We start from the raw sequence: 14,904 nt of genomic DNA, 5'->3' as shown, positions 1-14,904 counted from the left end.
ACGAGGGCGCGGCCACCTTCTCCCGACAAGCGGGAGAAGGGAAGACTCAGCTCAGCTTCGCCTTGGCCGCCTCGGCGACGGCTTCGGCGGTGATGCCGAATTCCTTGTAGAGGCGCTCGAACGGGGCCGAGGCCCCGAAGCCGTCCATGCCGATGAAGACGCCGTCCTCGCCGATGAACCGCTCCCAGCCGAACTTGACGGCGGCCTCGACCGCGACGCGGACCTTGGACTTGCCCAGCACCTGCTTGCGGTAGGCGGCGGGCTGTTGCTCGAACAGTTCCCAGCAGGGGGTGGAGACCACCCGTGTGCCAACGCCGGCCGCTTCCAGGATGCTGCGGGCCGACATGGCGACACCGACCTCGGTGCCCGAGGCGAAGATGGTGACCTGGGCCTCGCCGGTGGCGGGAGCGAGTTCGTAGGCGCCCTTGGCCGACATGTTCTCGGGCGCGAAGGTGCGGCCGACCGGGGTCTTCTGGCGCGACAGGGCCATGATCGAGGGGGTCGATTTCTGCTCCAGCGCCGACTTCCAGCATTCGGCGGCCTCGACCGCGTCGGCCGGGCGGAAGACCAGCAGGCCTGGCATGGCGCGCAGGGCGGCCAGGTGCTCGACCGGCTGGTGGGTCGGGCCGTCTTCGCCCAGACCGATGGAGTCGTGGGTCATGACGTGGACGACGCGGACACCCATCAAAGCCCCGAGACGAATGGCGGCGCGGCTGTAGTCGCTGAACACCATGAAGGTGCCGCTGAAGGGGATGACCCCGCCGTGCAGCGCCATGCCGTTCATGGCCGCGGCCATGCCGTGCTCGCGCACGCCGTAGTGGACGTAGGTCCCCTCGTAGCCGGGGGCGTCGAAGGGGATCATGCCCTTGACGTAGGTGTTGTTGGAGCCGGTCAGGTCGGCCGAGCCGCCGATCATTTCCGGGATGGCCGGGGTCAGCTTGCTGAGGGCCGAACCGCTGTGGACGCGGGTGGCGTTGGCGACCGGTTCGTTCAGCAGGCCGGCGATGTAGGCGTCCAGCGCCTTGAAGGCATCCTTGGGCAGGTCGCCCTTCATGGCGCGGGTGAAGTCGGCCCCCTTGTCGCTGGCCTTCAGCCGGGCTTCCCACTTGCGGCGGACGGAGGCGCCCTTGCGGCCCGCCTTCTTCCAGGCGTCGGCGATGTCGTCCGGAATTTCGAACGGCGGGAGCGGCCAGCCCATGGCCTGGCGGGCCAGGGTCGCTTCCTCGTCGAACAGGCTATAGCCGTGGCCGTGGACGTCGCCCTCCTTGGGGCCGGCGCCCTTCGAGATCTTGGTCTTGCAGGCGATCATCACCGGCTTGTCTTGTTTCGTCGCCCAGCGCATGGCCGCGGCGATCTTGCCGTGGTCGTGGCCGTCGACGGCCTTGACCGCCCAGCCGGCCGCCTTGAACCGGGCCTGCTGGTCGCCGGTCTCGGAGATGGTCGCTTCGCCGTCGATGGTGGTGTTGTTGTCGTCGAACAGGACGATCAGCTTGTTGAGCTTGAGCCGCCCGGCCAGGCTGATGGCTTCGTGCGACACGCCTTCCATCAGGCAGCCGTCGCCGGCGATCACCCAGGTGCGGTGGTCGACGAGGTCATCGCCGTAGCGGGCGTGCATCGAGCGCTCGGCCATGGCCAGGCCGACGGCGGTGGCGATGCCCTGGCCCAGCGGACCGGTGGTGACCTCGACCCCGGGGGTGTGGCCGTATTCGGGGTGGCCGGCGGTCTTCGAACCCCACTGACGGAAGTTGCGGATCTCATCCATCGTCACGGCCTTGGAGCCGGTCAGGTGCAACAGGCTGTAGATCAGCATCGACGCATGGCCGGCCGACAGCACGAACCGGTCGCGGTCGGCCCAGTCCGGCTTGGCGGCGTCGTACTTGAGGAATTTGGTGAACAGCACCGTGGCTACGTCGGCCAAGCCCATCGGGGCGCCCTGGTGCCCAGATTTGGCCGCATGGACCGCGTCCATGGAGAGCACGCGAATGGCGTCGGCCATCTTCACGGGACTGACGGACATGGGGGACTCGCTGTTGCTGCCGGTTTCCGGGCGGTTCGCACGGGAAAGCCTTTGGCGCAACCCGCCTTCCGGTCTTCGCCCGACGCAGTCTATAGAGATCGTGTGATCAAGGAGCGCGACGAATGAGCGGAGAGTCGGAGGGGAGCGCCCTCGACCTGGCCGCGCGCCGCCTGGAGCGGGCGCTGGGGGTTCTGGAACAGCGGATGGGCGAGCGCCTGCGCGAAGCCGGCGCCGAGGCCGGCGGCCTGTTCGACGCCGACCGCTCGCGCCTGGCCGCCGAGCTGGACGCATCGCGGGCCCGCGAGCGGCTTCTGGAAGAGGCCGGGGCGCAGGCGAGCGAAGCCCTGGGCCGCGCCATTGGTGAAATCCGCGCCGCGCTGGGAGAGGGCTAGATGGGCCAGCTCAATGTGACAGTGAACGGCAAGCCCTTCCTGGTCGGCTGCGAGGACGGTCAGGAGCGCCACCTGATGGACCTGGCCGCGGCGTTTGACCAGCAGGTGCGGCAGGTCGGCCAGGAAGTGGGCCAGCTGGGCGAGACCCGGCTGTTCCTGATGACGGCCCTGCTTCTGACCGACGAACTGTCGGACCTGAAGCTGCGCCTGACCCATATGCAGAACGAGCTGGCCAAGGTTCAGGCCGAGCAGGCTCGGGTCGAGATGAAGGCCGCCGCCGTCCTGGAGAACGCCGCCAAACGCATCGAGAAGCTGGGGTCGGGCGAGTAACCTCCCTCCCCGAATGGGGAGGGCAGGCGCGCGTTGCGCGCCGGGTGGGGAAGTGGGTAACCGGCCCCACCGGCTCGATTTCTCAGTGCGAACTCACAAAAGTCAGTGACCGACTTCCCCACCCGACGCGCGTAACCGCGCGTCTGCCCTCCCCATTCGGGGAGGGAGGTTGAGAACCGGCTTCGGAAGGCCTACCTTAGGCCTCGGCGGTTGCTGCGGTTCATGTCGGAAGCGAACTATCCTTCTGACCTTAATTCTCTCGAAGGGAGCTGTCCCTGTCCGTGGCCGTGGCTGCGGGTATATGGCGCCCACCTGGTTATCCGGGTCTGAGGGGATAAAACTGTCTTTCACGGTCCTCGCGGCGCCGCCACCCTAGGTTCGATGCAAAACGATCCCGTCCTCGACGCCCAGAAAGCCGCCCTGCGCATCGAGGCCCGGCGCCATCGAAAGGCGCTGCAGGTCCAGCATCCCGAAGCAGACTGGATGATCGCCGACCGGGTCCAGGAGCTTCTCGACATCTTCCGGCTCAAGCCCGGCGTCGCGGCCCTCTACAAGGCGCTGGGCGCCGAGATCGACCCGCGCCCGCTCGGCGAGGCTCTTATGCGCAAGGGATGGCGCCTTGCCCTGCCGGCCGTCATTGACCTCGAAGGCCCACTGGAGTTCCGCGCATGGCAGCCGCGTGACACCCTGGCCTACGACCTGGCCGGCCTGCCGGCGCCGCTCGACAGCGCCGCACCGGTGGCCCCCAGCCTGATCCTGGTGCCCCTGCTGGCCTTTGACGCCCGCGGTCATCGCCTGGGCCAGGGCGGCGGCTTCTATGACCGCACCTTCGCAGCCCTGCGCGGCTTTCCCAGCCCGCCGCCCTTCGTCGGCCTGGCCTTTGAGGGCCAGGAGCTCGACGGCATCCCGCACGGGCCGCACGACCAGCCGCTGGATGGGATTCTGACCGAGGCCGGCTATACTCCGGCCCGAAAGGATTTCTAATGCGTATCGCTTTTTTCGGGGACGTCGTCGGCCGGTCAGGCCGTGACGGCCTCTCCGACCACCTGCCGGACCTGCGCCGCCGCCTGGCGCTCGACTTCGTGATCGTCAACGCCGAGAACGCCGCCGCCGGCTTCGGCATCACCGAGAACACCGCCCGCGAACTGTTCGAGGCCGGGGCCGACTGCCTGACGCTCGGCAACCACAGCTGGGACCAGAAGGAGGCGCTGACCTACATTGTCCGCGAGCCGCGGATGATCCGGCCGGCCAACTACCCGATCCTGTCCGACGCCCCGGGCCGGGGCAGCAACCTGTTCGTTCTGGCCGACGGCCGCCGCATCCTGGTCGTCAACATCCTGGGCCGGGTCCACATGGACGCCATGGACGATCCCTTCGCCGCCGCCAACCGCGAGCTCGACACCGCCCCGCTGGGCATCGTCGCCGATGCGGTCGTCGTCGACATGCACTGCGAGGCCACCAGCGAGAAGATGGCCATGGGCCACTTCTGCGATGGCCGCGCCAGCCTGGTGGTCGGCACCCATACGCACGTGCCCACCGCCGACGCCCAGATCCTGCCCGGCGGCACCGCCTACCAGACCGACGCCGGGGCCTGCGCCGACTACAACAGCGTCATCGGCAACGACAAGGAAGAGCCCCTGCGCCGCTTCACCACCAAGATCAGCCAGGGCCGCTACAGGCCTGCCGAGGGCGAGGCGACGGTGTGCGGGGTCTATGTCGAGACCGACGACCGGACGGGCCTGGCCAAACGCATCGAGCCGATCCGCATCGGCGGCCGGCTAAAGGAAACCGTGCCGGACGTGGCGCTGGTCACCGCTTGAGGCGGCGCAATCCACATCTGATCGGTCGGTGAGGGGTACAACCGCGCCGCCCACCCGCTATGCTGACCCTCAAACGCTCGTTCGAGGACTTCATGGCTTTCAAGCGCCTGCTCATCGCCAACCGGGGCGAGATCGCCATCCGCATCGCCCGGGCGGCCGCCGGGCTTGGCCTGATTAGTGTGGCGCTGTACGCCCAGGACGACGCCAAGAGCCTGCACGTCCGCGCCGCTGACGAGGCTTTTCCTCTGAATGGGACGGGCCCGGCAGCCTACCTCGACATTCCCGCCGTCATCGCGGCGGCCCAGGCGGCGAAGTGCAACGTCATCCACCCGGGCTACGGCTTCCTCTCGGAGAACGCCGCCTTCGCCCGCGCCTGCGCGGCGGCGGGAATCGTCTTCATCGGCCCCTCGCCCGATGCGCTGGAAACCTTCGGCGACAAGGCCGCCGCCCGGGCCCTGGCGGCGCGGCTGAACGTTCCGCTGCTGGCCGGCACCGGGGCTATCGACGCGGCGGGCGCCGAGAAGTTCCTGGCCGAGCACGGGGCGATGATGCTCAAGGCCGTGGCCGGCGGCGGCGGTCGGGGCATGCGGATCGTGCGGCCCGGCGACGACGTAGCGGCCGCCCACGCCGCCTGTGCGCGGGAGGCCCAGGCGGCCTTTGGCGACGGCGCGGTCTATGCCGAATGGCTGGTCGACAACGCCCGCCATATCGAGGTGCAGGTGGCCGGCGACGCGGCGACCTGCGTGGCCGTCGGCGAACGCGACTGCTCGGTCCAGCGCCGGCACCAGAAGATCATCGAGATCGCCCCGGCCCCGGCGCTCGGCGAACGGCTGCGTGCCGCGCTGCACGAGGCGGCGGTCAAGCTGTGCAGCGCCAAGCACCTGAAGGGGCTGGCGACTGTCGAGTTCCTGGTCGACGCCGCGTCCGGCCGCTTCGCCTTCATCGAGACCAACGCCCGGCTGCAGGTCGAGCACACGGTGACCGAAGAGGTTACCGGTCTCGACCTGGTGCAGATCCAGATCAACCTGGCGGCCGGCGCCTCGCTCGCCAAGCTGGGCCTCAGCGAAACCCCGCCGTTCAAGGGCGCGGCCATTCAGGCGCGGGTCAATCTGGAGACCCTGGACGCCGATGGCACGGCCCAGCCGGCCGGCGGCCTGATCCGCGCCTACGAGCCGCCGACCGGGCCGGGCGTGCGCGTCGATGGCTTCGGCTACGGCGGCTACGTCACCAGTCCGTCGTATGACAGCCTGCTGGCCAAGGTCATCGTCCGCGCCGCAGACCACGCCACCGCCGCCGCCAAGACGGCGCGGGCGCTGAAGGAATTCCGGCTCGAGGGGGTCGACAGCAACATCCCGCTGCTGCGCGCCCTGCTGGCCGAGCCGGCGGTCGCTCAGGGCCGGGCGACGACGCGGTTCCTGGAAGACAACCTCGAACGCCTGCTTGCCGAGGCCGAGGCGCTGGCTCCGGTGGAGGCCCATGAGGTGGCCACGGCCGAGGCCGCCGTGGTCGAAGCCTTCGAGGAGCTGGCGGGCGCCCAGGCCGTGCCGGCCCCGCTGCAGGCCACGGTCGGCCAGGTCGAGGTGGCGGTCGGTGATTTGGTGCGGCCGGGCCAGACGGTCGCCATCCTCGAAGCGATGAAGATGGAGCATGTGGTCGTCGCCCCGGTCGGCGGCCGGGTCGAGCGAGTGGCGGCGATGCGCGGCCAGACCCTGCTCAAGGGCCAGCCGCTGCTGTTTATCGCGGCCGAGGAGGTCGAGGGCCTGGAAGCCGTCGAGGAGGAGGCGGGCGATCCCGACGCCATCCGCCCAGACCTGCAGGAAGTCATCGACCGCCACGCCTTCCTGTTCGACGCCAATCGCCCGGACGCGGTTGCCAAGCGCCGCCGCACCGGGCATCGCACGGCGCGGGAGAATATCGACGACCTCGTCGATCCGGGCAGCTTCATCGAGTACGGCGGCCTGGCCATCGCCGCCCAGCGCCGCCGACGCACGGTCGAGGACCTGATCGCCAACACCCCGGCCGACGGCATCATCACCGGTATCGGCACGGTCAACGGCGCCCTGTTCGCGCCGGAGAAGTCGCGGGTCGCGGCGCTGGCCTATGACTTCACCGTGCTGGCCGGCACCCAGGGTCACTTCAATCACAAGAAAACCGACCGGCTGCTGGGCATCGTCGATGAACAGAAGCTGCCGGTCATCTGGTACGCCGAGGGCGGCGGCGGCCGGCCGGGCGATACCGACGGCGCCGGGGTGGCGGGTCTGGACGTCACCACCTTCGGCAAGATGGCCGAGCTGGCCGGTGAGGTGCCCAAGATCGCCATCGTCGCCGGGCGCTGCTTCGCGGGGAATGCGGCGATCGCTGGTCTCTCCGAGGTGCTGATCGCCACCAAGGATTCCAACCTCGGCATGGGCGGCCCGGCGATGATCGAGGGCGGGGGCCTTGGCGTCTTCAAGCCAGAGGACATCGGCCCCGCGGCAACCCAGTGGGCCAACGGCGTCATCGACATCCTGGCCGACGACGAGGCCCATGCCACCCAGTTGGCCAAGCACGCCCTGTCGATGTTCCAGGGCGATCTCGCCGACTGGACCGCGCCCGACCAGCGGGACCTGCGCCGCGCCATCCCGGAGAACCGGCTGCGGGTCTATGACATCCGCGCCGTCATCGACGGGCTGGCCGACAGCGGATCGTTCCTGGAGCTGAGGCGGGGCTTCGCGGCCGGGATGGTGACGGGTTTCATCCGTATCGCGGGCAAGCCCTTCGGCCTGATCGCCAACGATCCCCGGCACCTGGGCGGCGCCATCGACTGCGACGGGGCCGAGAAGGCCGCGCGGTTCCTGCAGCTGTGTGACGCCTTCGACCTGCCGCTGCTCAGTCTGTGCGACACCCCCGGCTTCATGGTCGGGCCGGAGAGCGAGGACGCCGGGGCCGTGCGCCGTGTCTCGCGCCTGTTCGTGGCCGGGGCCAAGTTCGGGCCGCCGCTGTTCACCCTGGTGCTGCGTAAGGGCTATGGGCTCGGCGCCCAGGCCATGGCCGGCGGCGGCTTCCATTCGCCCAACTTCATCGCCAGCTGGCCGACCGGGGAGTTCGGCGGCATGGGCCTCGAAGGGGCGGTCAAGCTCGGCTACCGCAAGGAGCTGGAGGCCGAGACCGACCCGGTGAAGAACAAGGAGATGTTCGAGAAGCTGGTCGCCAACATGTACGCCCGGGGCAAGGCCACCAGCATGGCGGCGGCCTTGGAGATCGACGCCGTCATCGACCCGGCCGACTCGCGCCGCTGGGTGATCGCCGGACTCCAGAGCGCGAAGAAGCGCCGCAAGCCGGAGCGGCGTTGGGTCGATATGTGGTGACCGGCGCCTAGGCCAGCAGGTCCGGCGTCAGCATGTTTTCCAGCTTCACGATCTGGTCGCGCAGGACCAGCTTCTGCTTTTTCAGCCGGGCGATCTGCAGCTGGTCGGGGGTCGGCATCTGACCCAGGGCCTCGACGGCGGCGTCGAGATCCTGGTGCTTCTGGCGCAATTCCAGCAGCTGGGCGCGAATTTCCACGTTGGGCATGGGGATCATTTCCCCGTCGTTGTCGGCCATCAACGGTCCCCGGACGCAATTCTCGAACGCGGAGTCTAGCAGACCCGAAGCGTCAGGCCAGCGCCCTTGCGAGCCTCTCGAGCGCTTCGACGGGCGGCGGATCGCCCCAGGCCTCGCCGGCCCGGATCAGGGCCGGGAGGGCGGATCCCGCGGCGGGTTCGGAGAGACCGGCCAGGGATGTCATCAGCAACCTCTCGAGGTCGAGCTCGGCGGCCTTGATCGTCTCGCGGACGTCCAGGCGGGCCGCGTCATCGACGGGGGCGAGCGGAGTCTTCAACGCCCGCCGCGCCTGACGCACGGGGCCGAGGATGGTCGCTTCCCAGTGCCGGGCCAGCTCCGCGCCGTCGGCCAGGGCGGCGTCGGGCGGCGAGGCCCAGGCGGCCCACAGCAGGTAGGCGGTCTGCTGGCCATGGTCGTCCTGCAGGCTGAGGCAGGCTTCGGCAACGCCTGGCCGGTCGTAGGCGGCCAGCGCCCAATCCCAGAAACTCACGAGTCGCTCCGGATGGCGCTGAGGTCCTCGCCCCAGCGTTTGACCGGCGCCCAGTCGAGGCCGAAGGCGTCAAGGGCCCGGCCGACCGACTGGTCGACCATCTCCTCGATGGAGGCGGGCCTGGCATAGAAGGCCGGCATCGGCGGGGCGATGATCGCGCCCATCTCGGCCAGGGCCGTCATGGTCCGGAGGTGGCCCAGGTGCAGCGGCGTCTCGCGCACCATCAGCACCAGCTTCCGCTGCTCCTTGAGCACCACGTCGGCGGCCCGGGTCAGCAGGCTGGAGGTCACGCCGGTGGCGATCTCGCTCATGGTTCGCACAGAGCAGGGGGCGATGATCATGCCAAGCGTCCGGAAACTGCCGGAGGCAATGGACGCCCCGACGTCGCCGACCTTGTGAACGACGTCGGCCCGGGCGGCGACGTCGGCGGGGTTGAGATTCGCCTCCTGGGCGAGGGTCAGGACCGCCGATTTCGACATGACCAGGTGGCTTTCGACGCCTATTTCACGGCAGGCGTCGAGGGCCCGCAAACCCAGCAAAACCCCGCTGGCGCCAGAGATTCCGACGATCAACCGCCCTTTTTGCGCCATCTGATGGGTCCAGCCTCTCGTTCATGTGAACAGACTCTCCGGCGAGCCGGGTGTTCACTCAGTGTGCATAAATAGCCAAGGAGGCGAAGTACCATGGCCTTGGAAGCCCGTCTGCGGGAGCTCGATAGCCGGCACAGGAAACTGGACCGCACCATCGAGGAGGAACTGACGCACCCGGCGTCCGACGACATCAGAATCGCGGAACTGAAACGGCAAAAACTACGCCTCAAGGAAGAGATCGAAGGCCTGAAGGCTCGAACTCACTAGGATACGAAAAACCCCTCCGCCGAGATCCGGCGGAGGGGTTCTTCATTTCAGGCGCGGACGCGCTGACGCGCGAGGATCAATCCTCGTCTTCGTCATCGTAGTCCGTGGCCGGACCGCTGTTGGCGAAGACGTTCTTCAGATCGACGTCGCCGCCGCGCTCGTCTTCTTCCTCATAGACCGGTTCCGGCTCGACCTGGGCTTCGCTGGCCGGGCTGAGCGAGGGGCCGTCGCTGACGATGCCCTTCTTGAGGTCATCCTTGGCCTTCTTGTCGGCGGCCTTGCGGACCACGGCGTCCAGCTCGATCTGGCCGACCAGGCCCAGGGTCACCGGGTCGACGGGCTTGAGGTTGGCGCTGTTCCAGTGGGTGCGGTCGCGGACCGCCTCGATGGTCGACTTGGTGGTGCCGAGCAGCTTGCTGATCTGGGCGTCGGTCACTTCCGGGTGGTTGCGCACGAACCAGGCGATGGCGTCCGGACGGTCCTGGCGACGCGACACCGGGGTGTAGCGCGGGGCCTTTTTCTGCGGCTTCAGCAGCTCGGCGTGCCGGCTCTTCTGGACCTGCATGCGGTAGGCGGGATTGGCCGTGGCCTTGTCCAGTTCTTCGCGGTTCAACTGGCCGTTGGTGATCGGGTCGGCGCCGCGGATGTCGCGGGCGACTTCGCCGTCAGCGATGCCGCGCACTTCCAGCGGGTGCAGCCCACAGAAGTCGGCGATCTGCTCGAAGGTCAGGGAGGTGTTGTCCACCAGCCAGACGGCGGTGGCCTTCGGCATCAGGATGGGTTCGGCCATGGGCATGCTCCAGAAACAGCGGCGCCCGGCCTTTCGGCCGGGCGGGTCTTGGAAACTGCTATAGCGAGGTTCCCTCAAGAAGGGAACGGGGAAGGTTTCGGCCGCGGCCCCAAAGCCTTCCCCAGCCGTCAGATCTTGCCCATCAGCAGCAGGATGATGACGATGACCAGCACCAGGCCGAGACCACCGCTGGGGAAGTAGCCCCAGCTCTTGGAGTGGCCCCAGGTGGGCAGGGCGCCGATCAGGGCGAGGATCAGGATGATGATGAGGATGGTGCCAAGCATTGGTGCGGGTCCTTGAACAGCTTGAAGTCTTGCTCGTTCAATGACCATCGAGGCCGGTAAGTTCCGTCAGGTGGAGAACCCGATCATGTACGTCGCCGTCTATGCCTGGCGGGTGAAGCCGGGCCACGAGGACCGCTTCCGCGAGGCCTGGCGCCGGGGCACAGAGGCGATCACCCGGATCTACGGCTCGTTCGGTTCGCGGCTGCATCGGGCAGAGGACGGGCGGTTCATCGGCTATGCCGAATGGCCCGATGAGGCGACCTGGCGCGCGGCCTTCGAGGCCAAGATGATCTACGACGATCCCGAGGCGCGGGCGATGTTCGTCGAGGCGCTGGAAGAGGACAGCCGGCCTGGCGAGCTGATCGCCAATATGGAGGTCACCGATGACCTCCTGACGCGGCGGCTCTAGGCGACCTGGTCCTTGGTCACCCGGTTGGCCCATAGCAGGCCGATGAAGCCGCCCTTGATGCGCGGAAGCAGGGCCAGGACCACGCCGGTCAGCACGGCCAGGGCCAGCGGGACGCTGATCCAGGGGCTGGTTTCCCAGACGATGGGGAAGAAGAAGGCCGGGGCGACCACCAGGTGGCCGACCAGCAGGATGGTCAGATAGGCCGGGCCGTCGTCGGCGCGGTACTGCGACAGGTCGTGGCCGCAGGCGGGGCACTCGGGATTGACCTTGAGGTAGCGGGCAAACAGCTCGCCCTCGCCGCAGTTGGGGCAGTGATGCTTCAGCCCCCGCTTGATGCCAAGACCAACGGGGCGGCGGGGAGATGCGTTCGACATGGCGGGCATATGCGCCTTCGCACGGCGTTTCGATAGGGCGGCGGGCGGTTGCGGGGGCTCACTTTAGGTTTCAGCTTATGGCCTTCAGCGCCGCGCCCAGTTCGTCGACCATCTCCGGCGTCGTCGCCCAGCTGCACATGAAGCGGACCGTGCCGTCGAGGAAGCGGTAGACGAACCAGCCCTGGCCCTTCAGCCGGTCGAGCGCCGCCTCGTCCATCTCGACAAACAGGCCGTTGGCCTGGGCCGGATGGCGCAGGGGGAAGGGCATCAGGGCGGCCAGGCGCCGGGCCATGGTGTTGGCGTGGGCGGCGCGGGTCGACCAGGCGCCCGTCTCCAGCAGGCCGATCCAGGGGGCGGCCAGGTAGCGGCCCTTGGACACCAGCTGGCCGGCGTGCTTGAGGCGGGCGTCGAACCGGCGCCCCAGGCTCTTGTTGAGCAGGACCACGGCCTCGGTCGGGGTCGAGCCGGACTTGGTGCCGCCCATGACCAGGATATCGACGCCCGTCGTCGCGATGGACTTGAGGTCGAAGCCGGCGGCCACGGCGTTGGCCAGCCGGGCGCCGTCGAGGTGGACGCCGTAGCCCATGGCCTTCACCGGCTGGATCAGGGCCTCGAGGTCGGCCTGGGCGTAGACCGTGCCGTATTCCGTGGCCTGGGTCAGGGACAGGGCCGCGGCCGGCTGGCGGTAGCTGACGTCGGGCTGGCCGAGCGCCTCGGTCAGGGCCGAAAGCTCGATCTTGCCGGACGGTCCAGGCAGGCCGATCAGGCCGACGCCATGGCCGAAGAAGCCCGGTGCGCCGGTTTCGTCGGTGCAGACGTGGGCGTGCTCATGGGCCAGCACCGCCTCGTGCGGCTGGGCCAGCGCCGCCAGGGCCACGGCATTGGCCGCCGTGCCCGAGGCCGTGAAGCGGATGTCGGCGTCGGCGCCCAGCGCTTCGCGGATCAGGTCGGCGGCGCGGGCCGAGACATGGTCCGTGCCATAGCCGGAAGCGGTCCCGGCGTTGGCGGCGATCAGCGCCTCCATCACCTCGGGCATGGCCCCGGCGACGTTGTCGGAGGCGAAATCGTAGCGGGCGTCGGTCATGCAGGCTGTCTAGCCAACCTGACGGTCAGGCGGAATAGCGTTCCGCCCACCACGCCTTCCAACGCCCCTCCAGTTCGGCGAAGGCCGCATCATCGAGCCCGTAGGCAGTGATCATCACCATGCCGGGGCCGTGGCCGCCGCCGGCGGTCCAGCTGCCGGCGTCGTGGACGTTGAGCAGGCCGGCCCAGGCATCGACGGTGACCGCCACCTGATACTTCGAGGCGTGCCAGAGGTTGCCGCTGACCGTGTCGCCGGTCGGCAGGGACCGGCTGACCGCGTCGCCGACATGGCCGCCGGTGAGGTCGGCCAGTCCGAGGGCCGCCAGCGGGCGCATCCCCTCGCGCTCGCCCTTGGGCGGGGACAGCCAGAGGGTGCGGCGGGGGGCGAGGCTTTCCTTCTCCAGGCCGAACTTCAGCTGCTGGACGAACATGATCCAGCCCTCGGTCATGTCCTCGTAGACGTCGGTCCAGGCGGCGCCGTCGGCGGGCGCGGCGCGGACGACGCGCAGGCGGCTGCCGGACCCGTCGGCGGTCAGTTCGAAGCGGTCGCTGGTGCCGTTGAAGGCGATGACGCCGGTGGCCTCGTCAGCCGTGGCGTGCTCCACGAAGATGAAATCGACCTCGGCTGCCAGGCTGTCGGACTCCCAGCCGAACCAGCGGGCGACCTGGGCCGGGTCGCGCAGGGCGGCCCAGACGGTCTCGACCGGAGCGGCGATTGTCAGGTCGATGAGGACGCGGTCCCCGGCGTCGTTGGTGGTCATTCAGGCGGTCCTCGTTTTCGAACCCTTGGCGGGATGGGTAGCGGCGATCAGGCGGTAGGGCCGGCCGCCGGCGGTGTTGAACTCGGCGGCCAGGGCGGCGACGGCTTGGGTCAGCCGTTCGGCGAAACGCTCGATGTCGCCGGGGGCGGCGAAGGCGATCTCGGCGTCGATCGTGAAGGTCAACAGGCGGCGGCCCTCGGCGTCGGCGGCCCGGCGCATGCGGCCGACGTCGCGGACGGTCTCGGCGGCGGTGCGGATCAGGTGGTCGGCGGCGTAGCGGTCCTGGGTCAGGGCCTCGGGCGTCAAATCCCTGGAGGAAGGCCCGGCCAGCAGGTCCGGATCGATGACGTAGGCGTCGGCGCTGGCCGTGAACAGCCGCTCGGTGAAGCCCCGGCGTTGGCGCTGCTCGACCAGCTGGACGAGGCCGGCCTCCTCCAGCGCCTTGAGGTGATAGCCGACCTTCTGGCGCGGCATGCCCAGCGCCACCGCCAGGCTGGCGGCCGACCCCGGCGATTGAAGTTCAACCAGCAGACGGCGGCGGATCGGCGAGAGGGCGGTCCTCACGCGGTCGGCGTCGTCGAGCAGGGCCATGCCTGCGATGCCTGGGGGGGGCGTCATGGGGCGGCACCTAACAATAGAAAAATAAAACTGTCAAATGGCGGGTTTGACCGGTCCACGGATCGCCGGTATCTCGCCGCCATGGCCGTTTCGCCCGCCCGCGCTGTCCCGCAGGAACGCCAGTCGCACAGACTGGCGGCCGTTGCGGCTGGCCGGATCGGGACCTAACCCGGCGCACAGCCGGCCCGACCGCCCTTGCAACCCCGCCCACCGGCGGGGCTTTGCTTTTCGAGCGCTCCGCCCCCTTTCCAACGGAGCCTTCCATGACCCGCACGACCGACACCGACCTCGCCGCCATCACCGACGGCGTCATCGCCCGCACCCTTCCCAAGCCGGCCTGGACCCATGCGGCGCACTTCGCCTGCGCCGTCTGGATCGTCATGCGCCGGGACGACCTCGACGCCGAGCGCGACCTGCCCGGCCTGATCCGCGCCTACAATGAAAGCACCAACACGCCGAACACCGACACCGGCGGCTATCACGAGACCATCACCCAGGCCTCGCTGATCGCCGTCCGCGCCGCCGTGGCCGAGGGCGGCCCGCCGGCCGAGGTGCTGCGCCGCCTGCTGGACGGCCCCTGCGGGCGCAGCGACTGGCTGTTGAGGCACTGGACGCGGGAGCGGCTGTTCAGTGTCGAGGCGCGGCGGGGCTGGGCGGCCCCGGATCTGGAGCCGCTGCCCTAGCCCGGCCTGTCGAAGCGGCCAACGATTATACCGCTTTCCGGCCCGGACAAGGGGGCGAATCCCGGCAAGCGTTTGAACCGGCGTGATATTCCGGTTGCGGCAGGGGCTGTGGATGTTGGCGCCGGCGTTGACAGGGCGTAGGCGCCGAGGCGGGGAATGTTGACCTGAAGGGGAGACGGGGCGCCTACGCTGGCTCAAGCGCGGGGACGAGTGTGAACGCCGGGCCGTCGCGGGTTCAGGCGCCGCGACACGGGTGCGCGTGGGGTTCGGGCTCTGTATTGGTAACGAATATGAATATGTCTAGACATATGCGGTAGCTGCGCAGTTTCCTGGCTGACGGGGGGGGGGGGGCGCTTTCGACCCATCGCGGACGTTTTCGCTGATCCGGGTATACGGCAGACTTTGGCTCATCTG

At 69.1% G+C, this 14,904-nt stretch carries 18 protein-coding genes and 1 other RNA gene; 9 read left to right on the top strand and 10 right to left on the bottom strand.

What is annotated here, in order from left to right:
• Positions 1 to 46 precede the first annotated feature (46 nt).
• Positions 47 to 2,017: a transketolase gene (gene tkt / locus AC2YG9_RS02445; RefSeq protein ID WP_487296326.1), complete on the bottom strand. Its 1,971-nt coding sequence runs from the start codon at positions 2,015 to 2,017 to the stop codon at positions 47 to 49.
• 122 nt (positions 2,018 to 2,139) lie between these two features.
• Between tkt and AC2YG9_RS02440 the strand changes: the two genes are divergently transcribed.
• From AC2YG9_RS02440 to AC2YG9_RS02415, 6 genes are all read left to right on the top strand, one after another.
• Positions 2,140 to 2,409 carry a DUF4164 family protein gene (locus tag AC2YG9_RS02440; RefSeq protein WP_487296325.1) on the top strand — a complete coding sequence of 90 codons (270 nt, stop codon included), beginning with the start codon at positions 2,140 to 2,142 and terminating at the stop codon, positions 2,407 to 2,409.
• The gene (locus tag AC2YG9_RS02435; protein ID WP_487296324.1) at positions 2,410 to 2,739 is read left to right on the top strand and encodes a cell division protein ZapA; all 330 of its coding nucleotides are present in this window, start codon (positions 2,410 to 2,412) and stop codon (positions 2,737 to 2,739) included.
• A gap of 207 nt (positions 2,740 to 2,946) precedes the next feature.
• Positions 2,947 to 3,108, top strand: a non-coding RNA gene (ssrS, locus tag AC2YG9_RS02430) — 6S RNA.
• 12 nt (positions 3,109 to 3,120) lie between these two features.
• A complete protein-coding gene (locus AC2YG9_RS02425; RefSeq protein ID WP_487296323.1) occupies positions 3,121 to 3,723 on the top strand; it encodes a 5-formyltetrahydrofolate cyclo-ligase in 603 nt (200 codons plus the stop codon).
• Positions 3,723 to 4,559 carry a TIGR00282 family metallophosphoesterase gene (locus tag AC2YG9_RS02420; RefSeq protein WP_487296322.1) on the top strand — a complete coding sequence of 279 codons (837 nt, stop codon included), beginning with the start codon at positions 3,723 to 3,725 and terminating at the stop codon, positions 4,557 to 4,559. The genes AC2YG9_RS02425 and AC2YG9_RS02420 overlap by 1 nt, the downstream gene beginning before the upstream one ends.
• A 92-nt stretch (positions 4,560 to 4,651) precedes the next feature.
• A complete protein-coding gene (locus AC2YG9_RS02415) occupies positions 4,652 to 7,906 on the top strand; it encodes an acetyl-CoA carboxylase family protein (RefSeq protein WP_487296321.1) in 3,255 nt (1,084 codons plus the stop codon).
• 7 nt (positions 7,907 to 7,913) lie between these two features.
• Here the strand turns inward: AC2YG9_RS02415 and AC2YG9_RS02410 are convergent, their stop codons facing one another.
• Genes AC2YG9_RS02410 through AC2YG9_RS02400 form a run of 3 tightly spaced genes read right to left on the bottom strand, consistent with a single transcriptional unit; the run spans position 7,914 to position 9,221 of the window.
• The gene (locus AC2YG9_RS02410) at positions 7,914 to 8,141 is read right to left on the bottom strand and encodes a YdcH family protein (RefSeq protein ID WP_271067777.1); all 228 of its coding nucleotides are present in this window, start codon (positions 8,139 to 8,141) and stop codon (positions 7,914 to 7,916) included.
• Positions 8,142 to 8,193: 52 nt separating this feature from the next.
• A complete protein-coding gene (locus AC2YG9_RS02405; RefSeq protein WP_487296320.1) occupies positions 8,194 to 8,631 on the bottom strand; it encodes a TIGR02444 family protein in 438 nt (145 codons plus the stop codon).
• Complete coding sequence (locus tag AC2YG9_RS02400; RefSeq protein WP_487296319.1) at positions 8,628 to 9,221, bottom strand: UbiX family flavin prenyltransferase; 594 nt, start codon at positions 9,219 to 9,221, stop codon at positions 8,628 to 8,630. The genes AC2YG9_RS02405 and AC2YG9_RS02400 overlap by 4 nt, the downstream gene beginning before the upstream one ends.
• Positions 9,222 to 9,314: 93 nt before the next feature.
• Between AC2YG9_RS02400 and AC2YG9_RS02395 the strand changes: the two genes are divergently transcribed.
• Complete coding sequence (locus AC2YG9_RS02395) at positions 9,315 to 9,488, top strand: YdcH family protein (protein WP_487296318.1); 174 nt, start codon at positions 9,315 to 9,317, stop codon at positions 9,486 to 9,488.
• A 76-nt stretch (positions 9,489 to 9,564) separates the two neighbouring features.
• Here AC2YG9_RS02395 and AC2YG9_RS02390 read toward each other — a convergent pair whose 3' ends face one another.
• Together AC2YG9_RS02390 and AC2YG9_RS02385 are read right to left on the bottom strand one after the other, a co-directional pair.
• Positions 9,565 to 10,278, bottom strand: a complete 714-nt coding sequence (locus tag AC2YG9_RS02390; protein ID WP_487296317.1) for a DUF1013 domain-containing protein — start codon at positions 10,276 to 10,278, stop codon at positions 9,565 to 9,567.
• Between the two features lie 128 nt (positions 10,279 to 10,406).
• On the bottom strand, positions 10,407 to 10,562 hold the full coding sequence (locus AC2YG9_RS02385) for a DUF3309 family protein (RefSeq protein ID WP_487296316.1): 156 nt from the start codon (positions 10,560 to 10,562) through the stop codon (positions 10,407 to 10,409).
• 40 nt (positions 10,563 to 10,602) lie between these two features.
• Here AC2YG9_RS02385 and AC2YG9_RS02380 point away from each other — a divergent pair, with 40 nt between their 5' ends.
• Positions 10,603 to 10,971 carry an antibiotic biosynthesis monooxygenase family protein gene (locus AC2YG9_RS02380; RefSeq protein WP_487296315.1) on the top strand — a complete coding sequence of 123 codons (369 nt, stop codon included), beginning with the start codon at positions 10,603 to 10,605 and terminating at the stop codon, positions 10,969 to 10,971.
• On the opposite strand, the gene AC2YG9_RS02375 is transcribed toward AC2YG9_RS02380, so the two are convergent.
• The 4 genes from AC2YG9_RS02375 to AC2YG9_RS02360 all read right to left on the bottom strand — a co-directional run bounded on the left by AC2YG9_RS02375 (position 10,968) and on the right by AC2YG9_RS02360 (position 13,807).
• Entirely contained in the window at positions 10,968 to 11,345 is a 378-nt protein-coding gene (locus AC2YG9_RS02375; protein ID WP_487296314.1) for a DUF983 domain-containing protein, read from the bottom strand. The two genes, AC2YG9_RS02380 and AC2YG9_RS02375, sit on opposite strands and share 4 nt — an antisense overlap.
• A 70-nt stretch (positions 11,346 to 11,415) precedes the next feature.
• A complete protein-coding gene (locus AC2YG9_RS02370; RefSeq protein ID WP_487296313.1) occupies positions 11,416 to 12,429 on the bottom strand; it encodes a threonine aldolase family protein in 1,014 nt (337 codons plus the stop codon).
• 25 nt (positions 12,430 to 12,454) lie between these two features.
• On the bottom strand, positions 12,455 to 13,189 hold the full coding sequence (locus AC2YG9_RS02365; protein WP_487296312.1) for an SRPBCC family protein: 735 nt from the start codon (positions 13,187 to 13,189) through the stop codon (positions 12,455 to 12,457).
• Positions 13,190 to 13,807, bottom strand: coding sequence for a helix-turn-helix domain-containing protein (locus AC2YG9_RS02360; RefSeq protein ID WP_487296311.1), 618 nt, complete (start codon positions 13,805 to 13,807; stop codon positions 13,190 to 13,192). It abuts the gene before it with no gap.
• A gap of 263 nt (positions 13,808 to 14,070) precedes the next feature.
• On the opposite strand from AC2YG9_RS02360, the gene AC2YG9_RS02355 reads away from it, so the two are divergent.
• On the top strand, positions 14,071 to 14,490 hold the full coding sequence (locus tag AC2YG9_RS02355; RefSeq protein WP_487296310.1) for a hypothetical protein: 420 nt from the start codon (positions 14,071 to 14,073) through the stop codon (positions 14,488 to 14,490).
• The last annotated feature ends 414 nt before the right edge of the window (positions 14,491 to 14,904 follow it).

Source organism: Caulobacter sp. SRI_014 (assembly GCF_057586315.1).
This window is presented reverse-complemented; position numbering and strand designations above follow the sequence as displayed.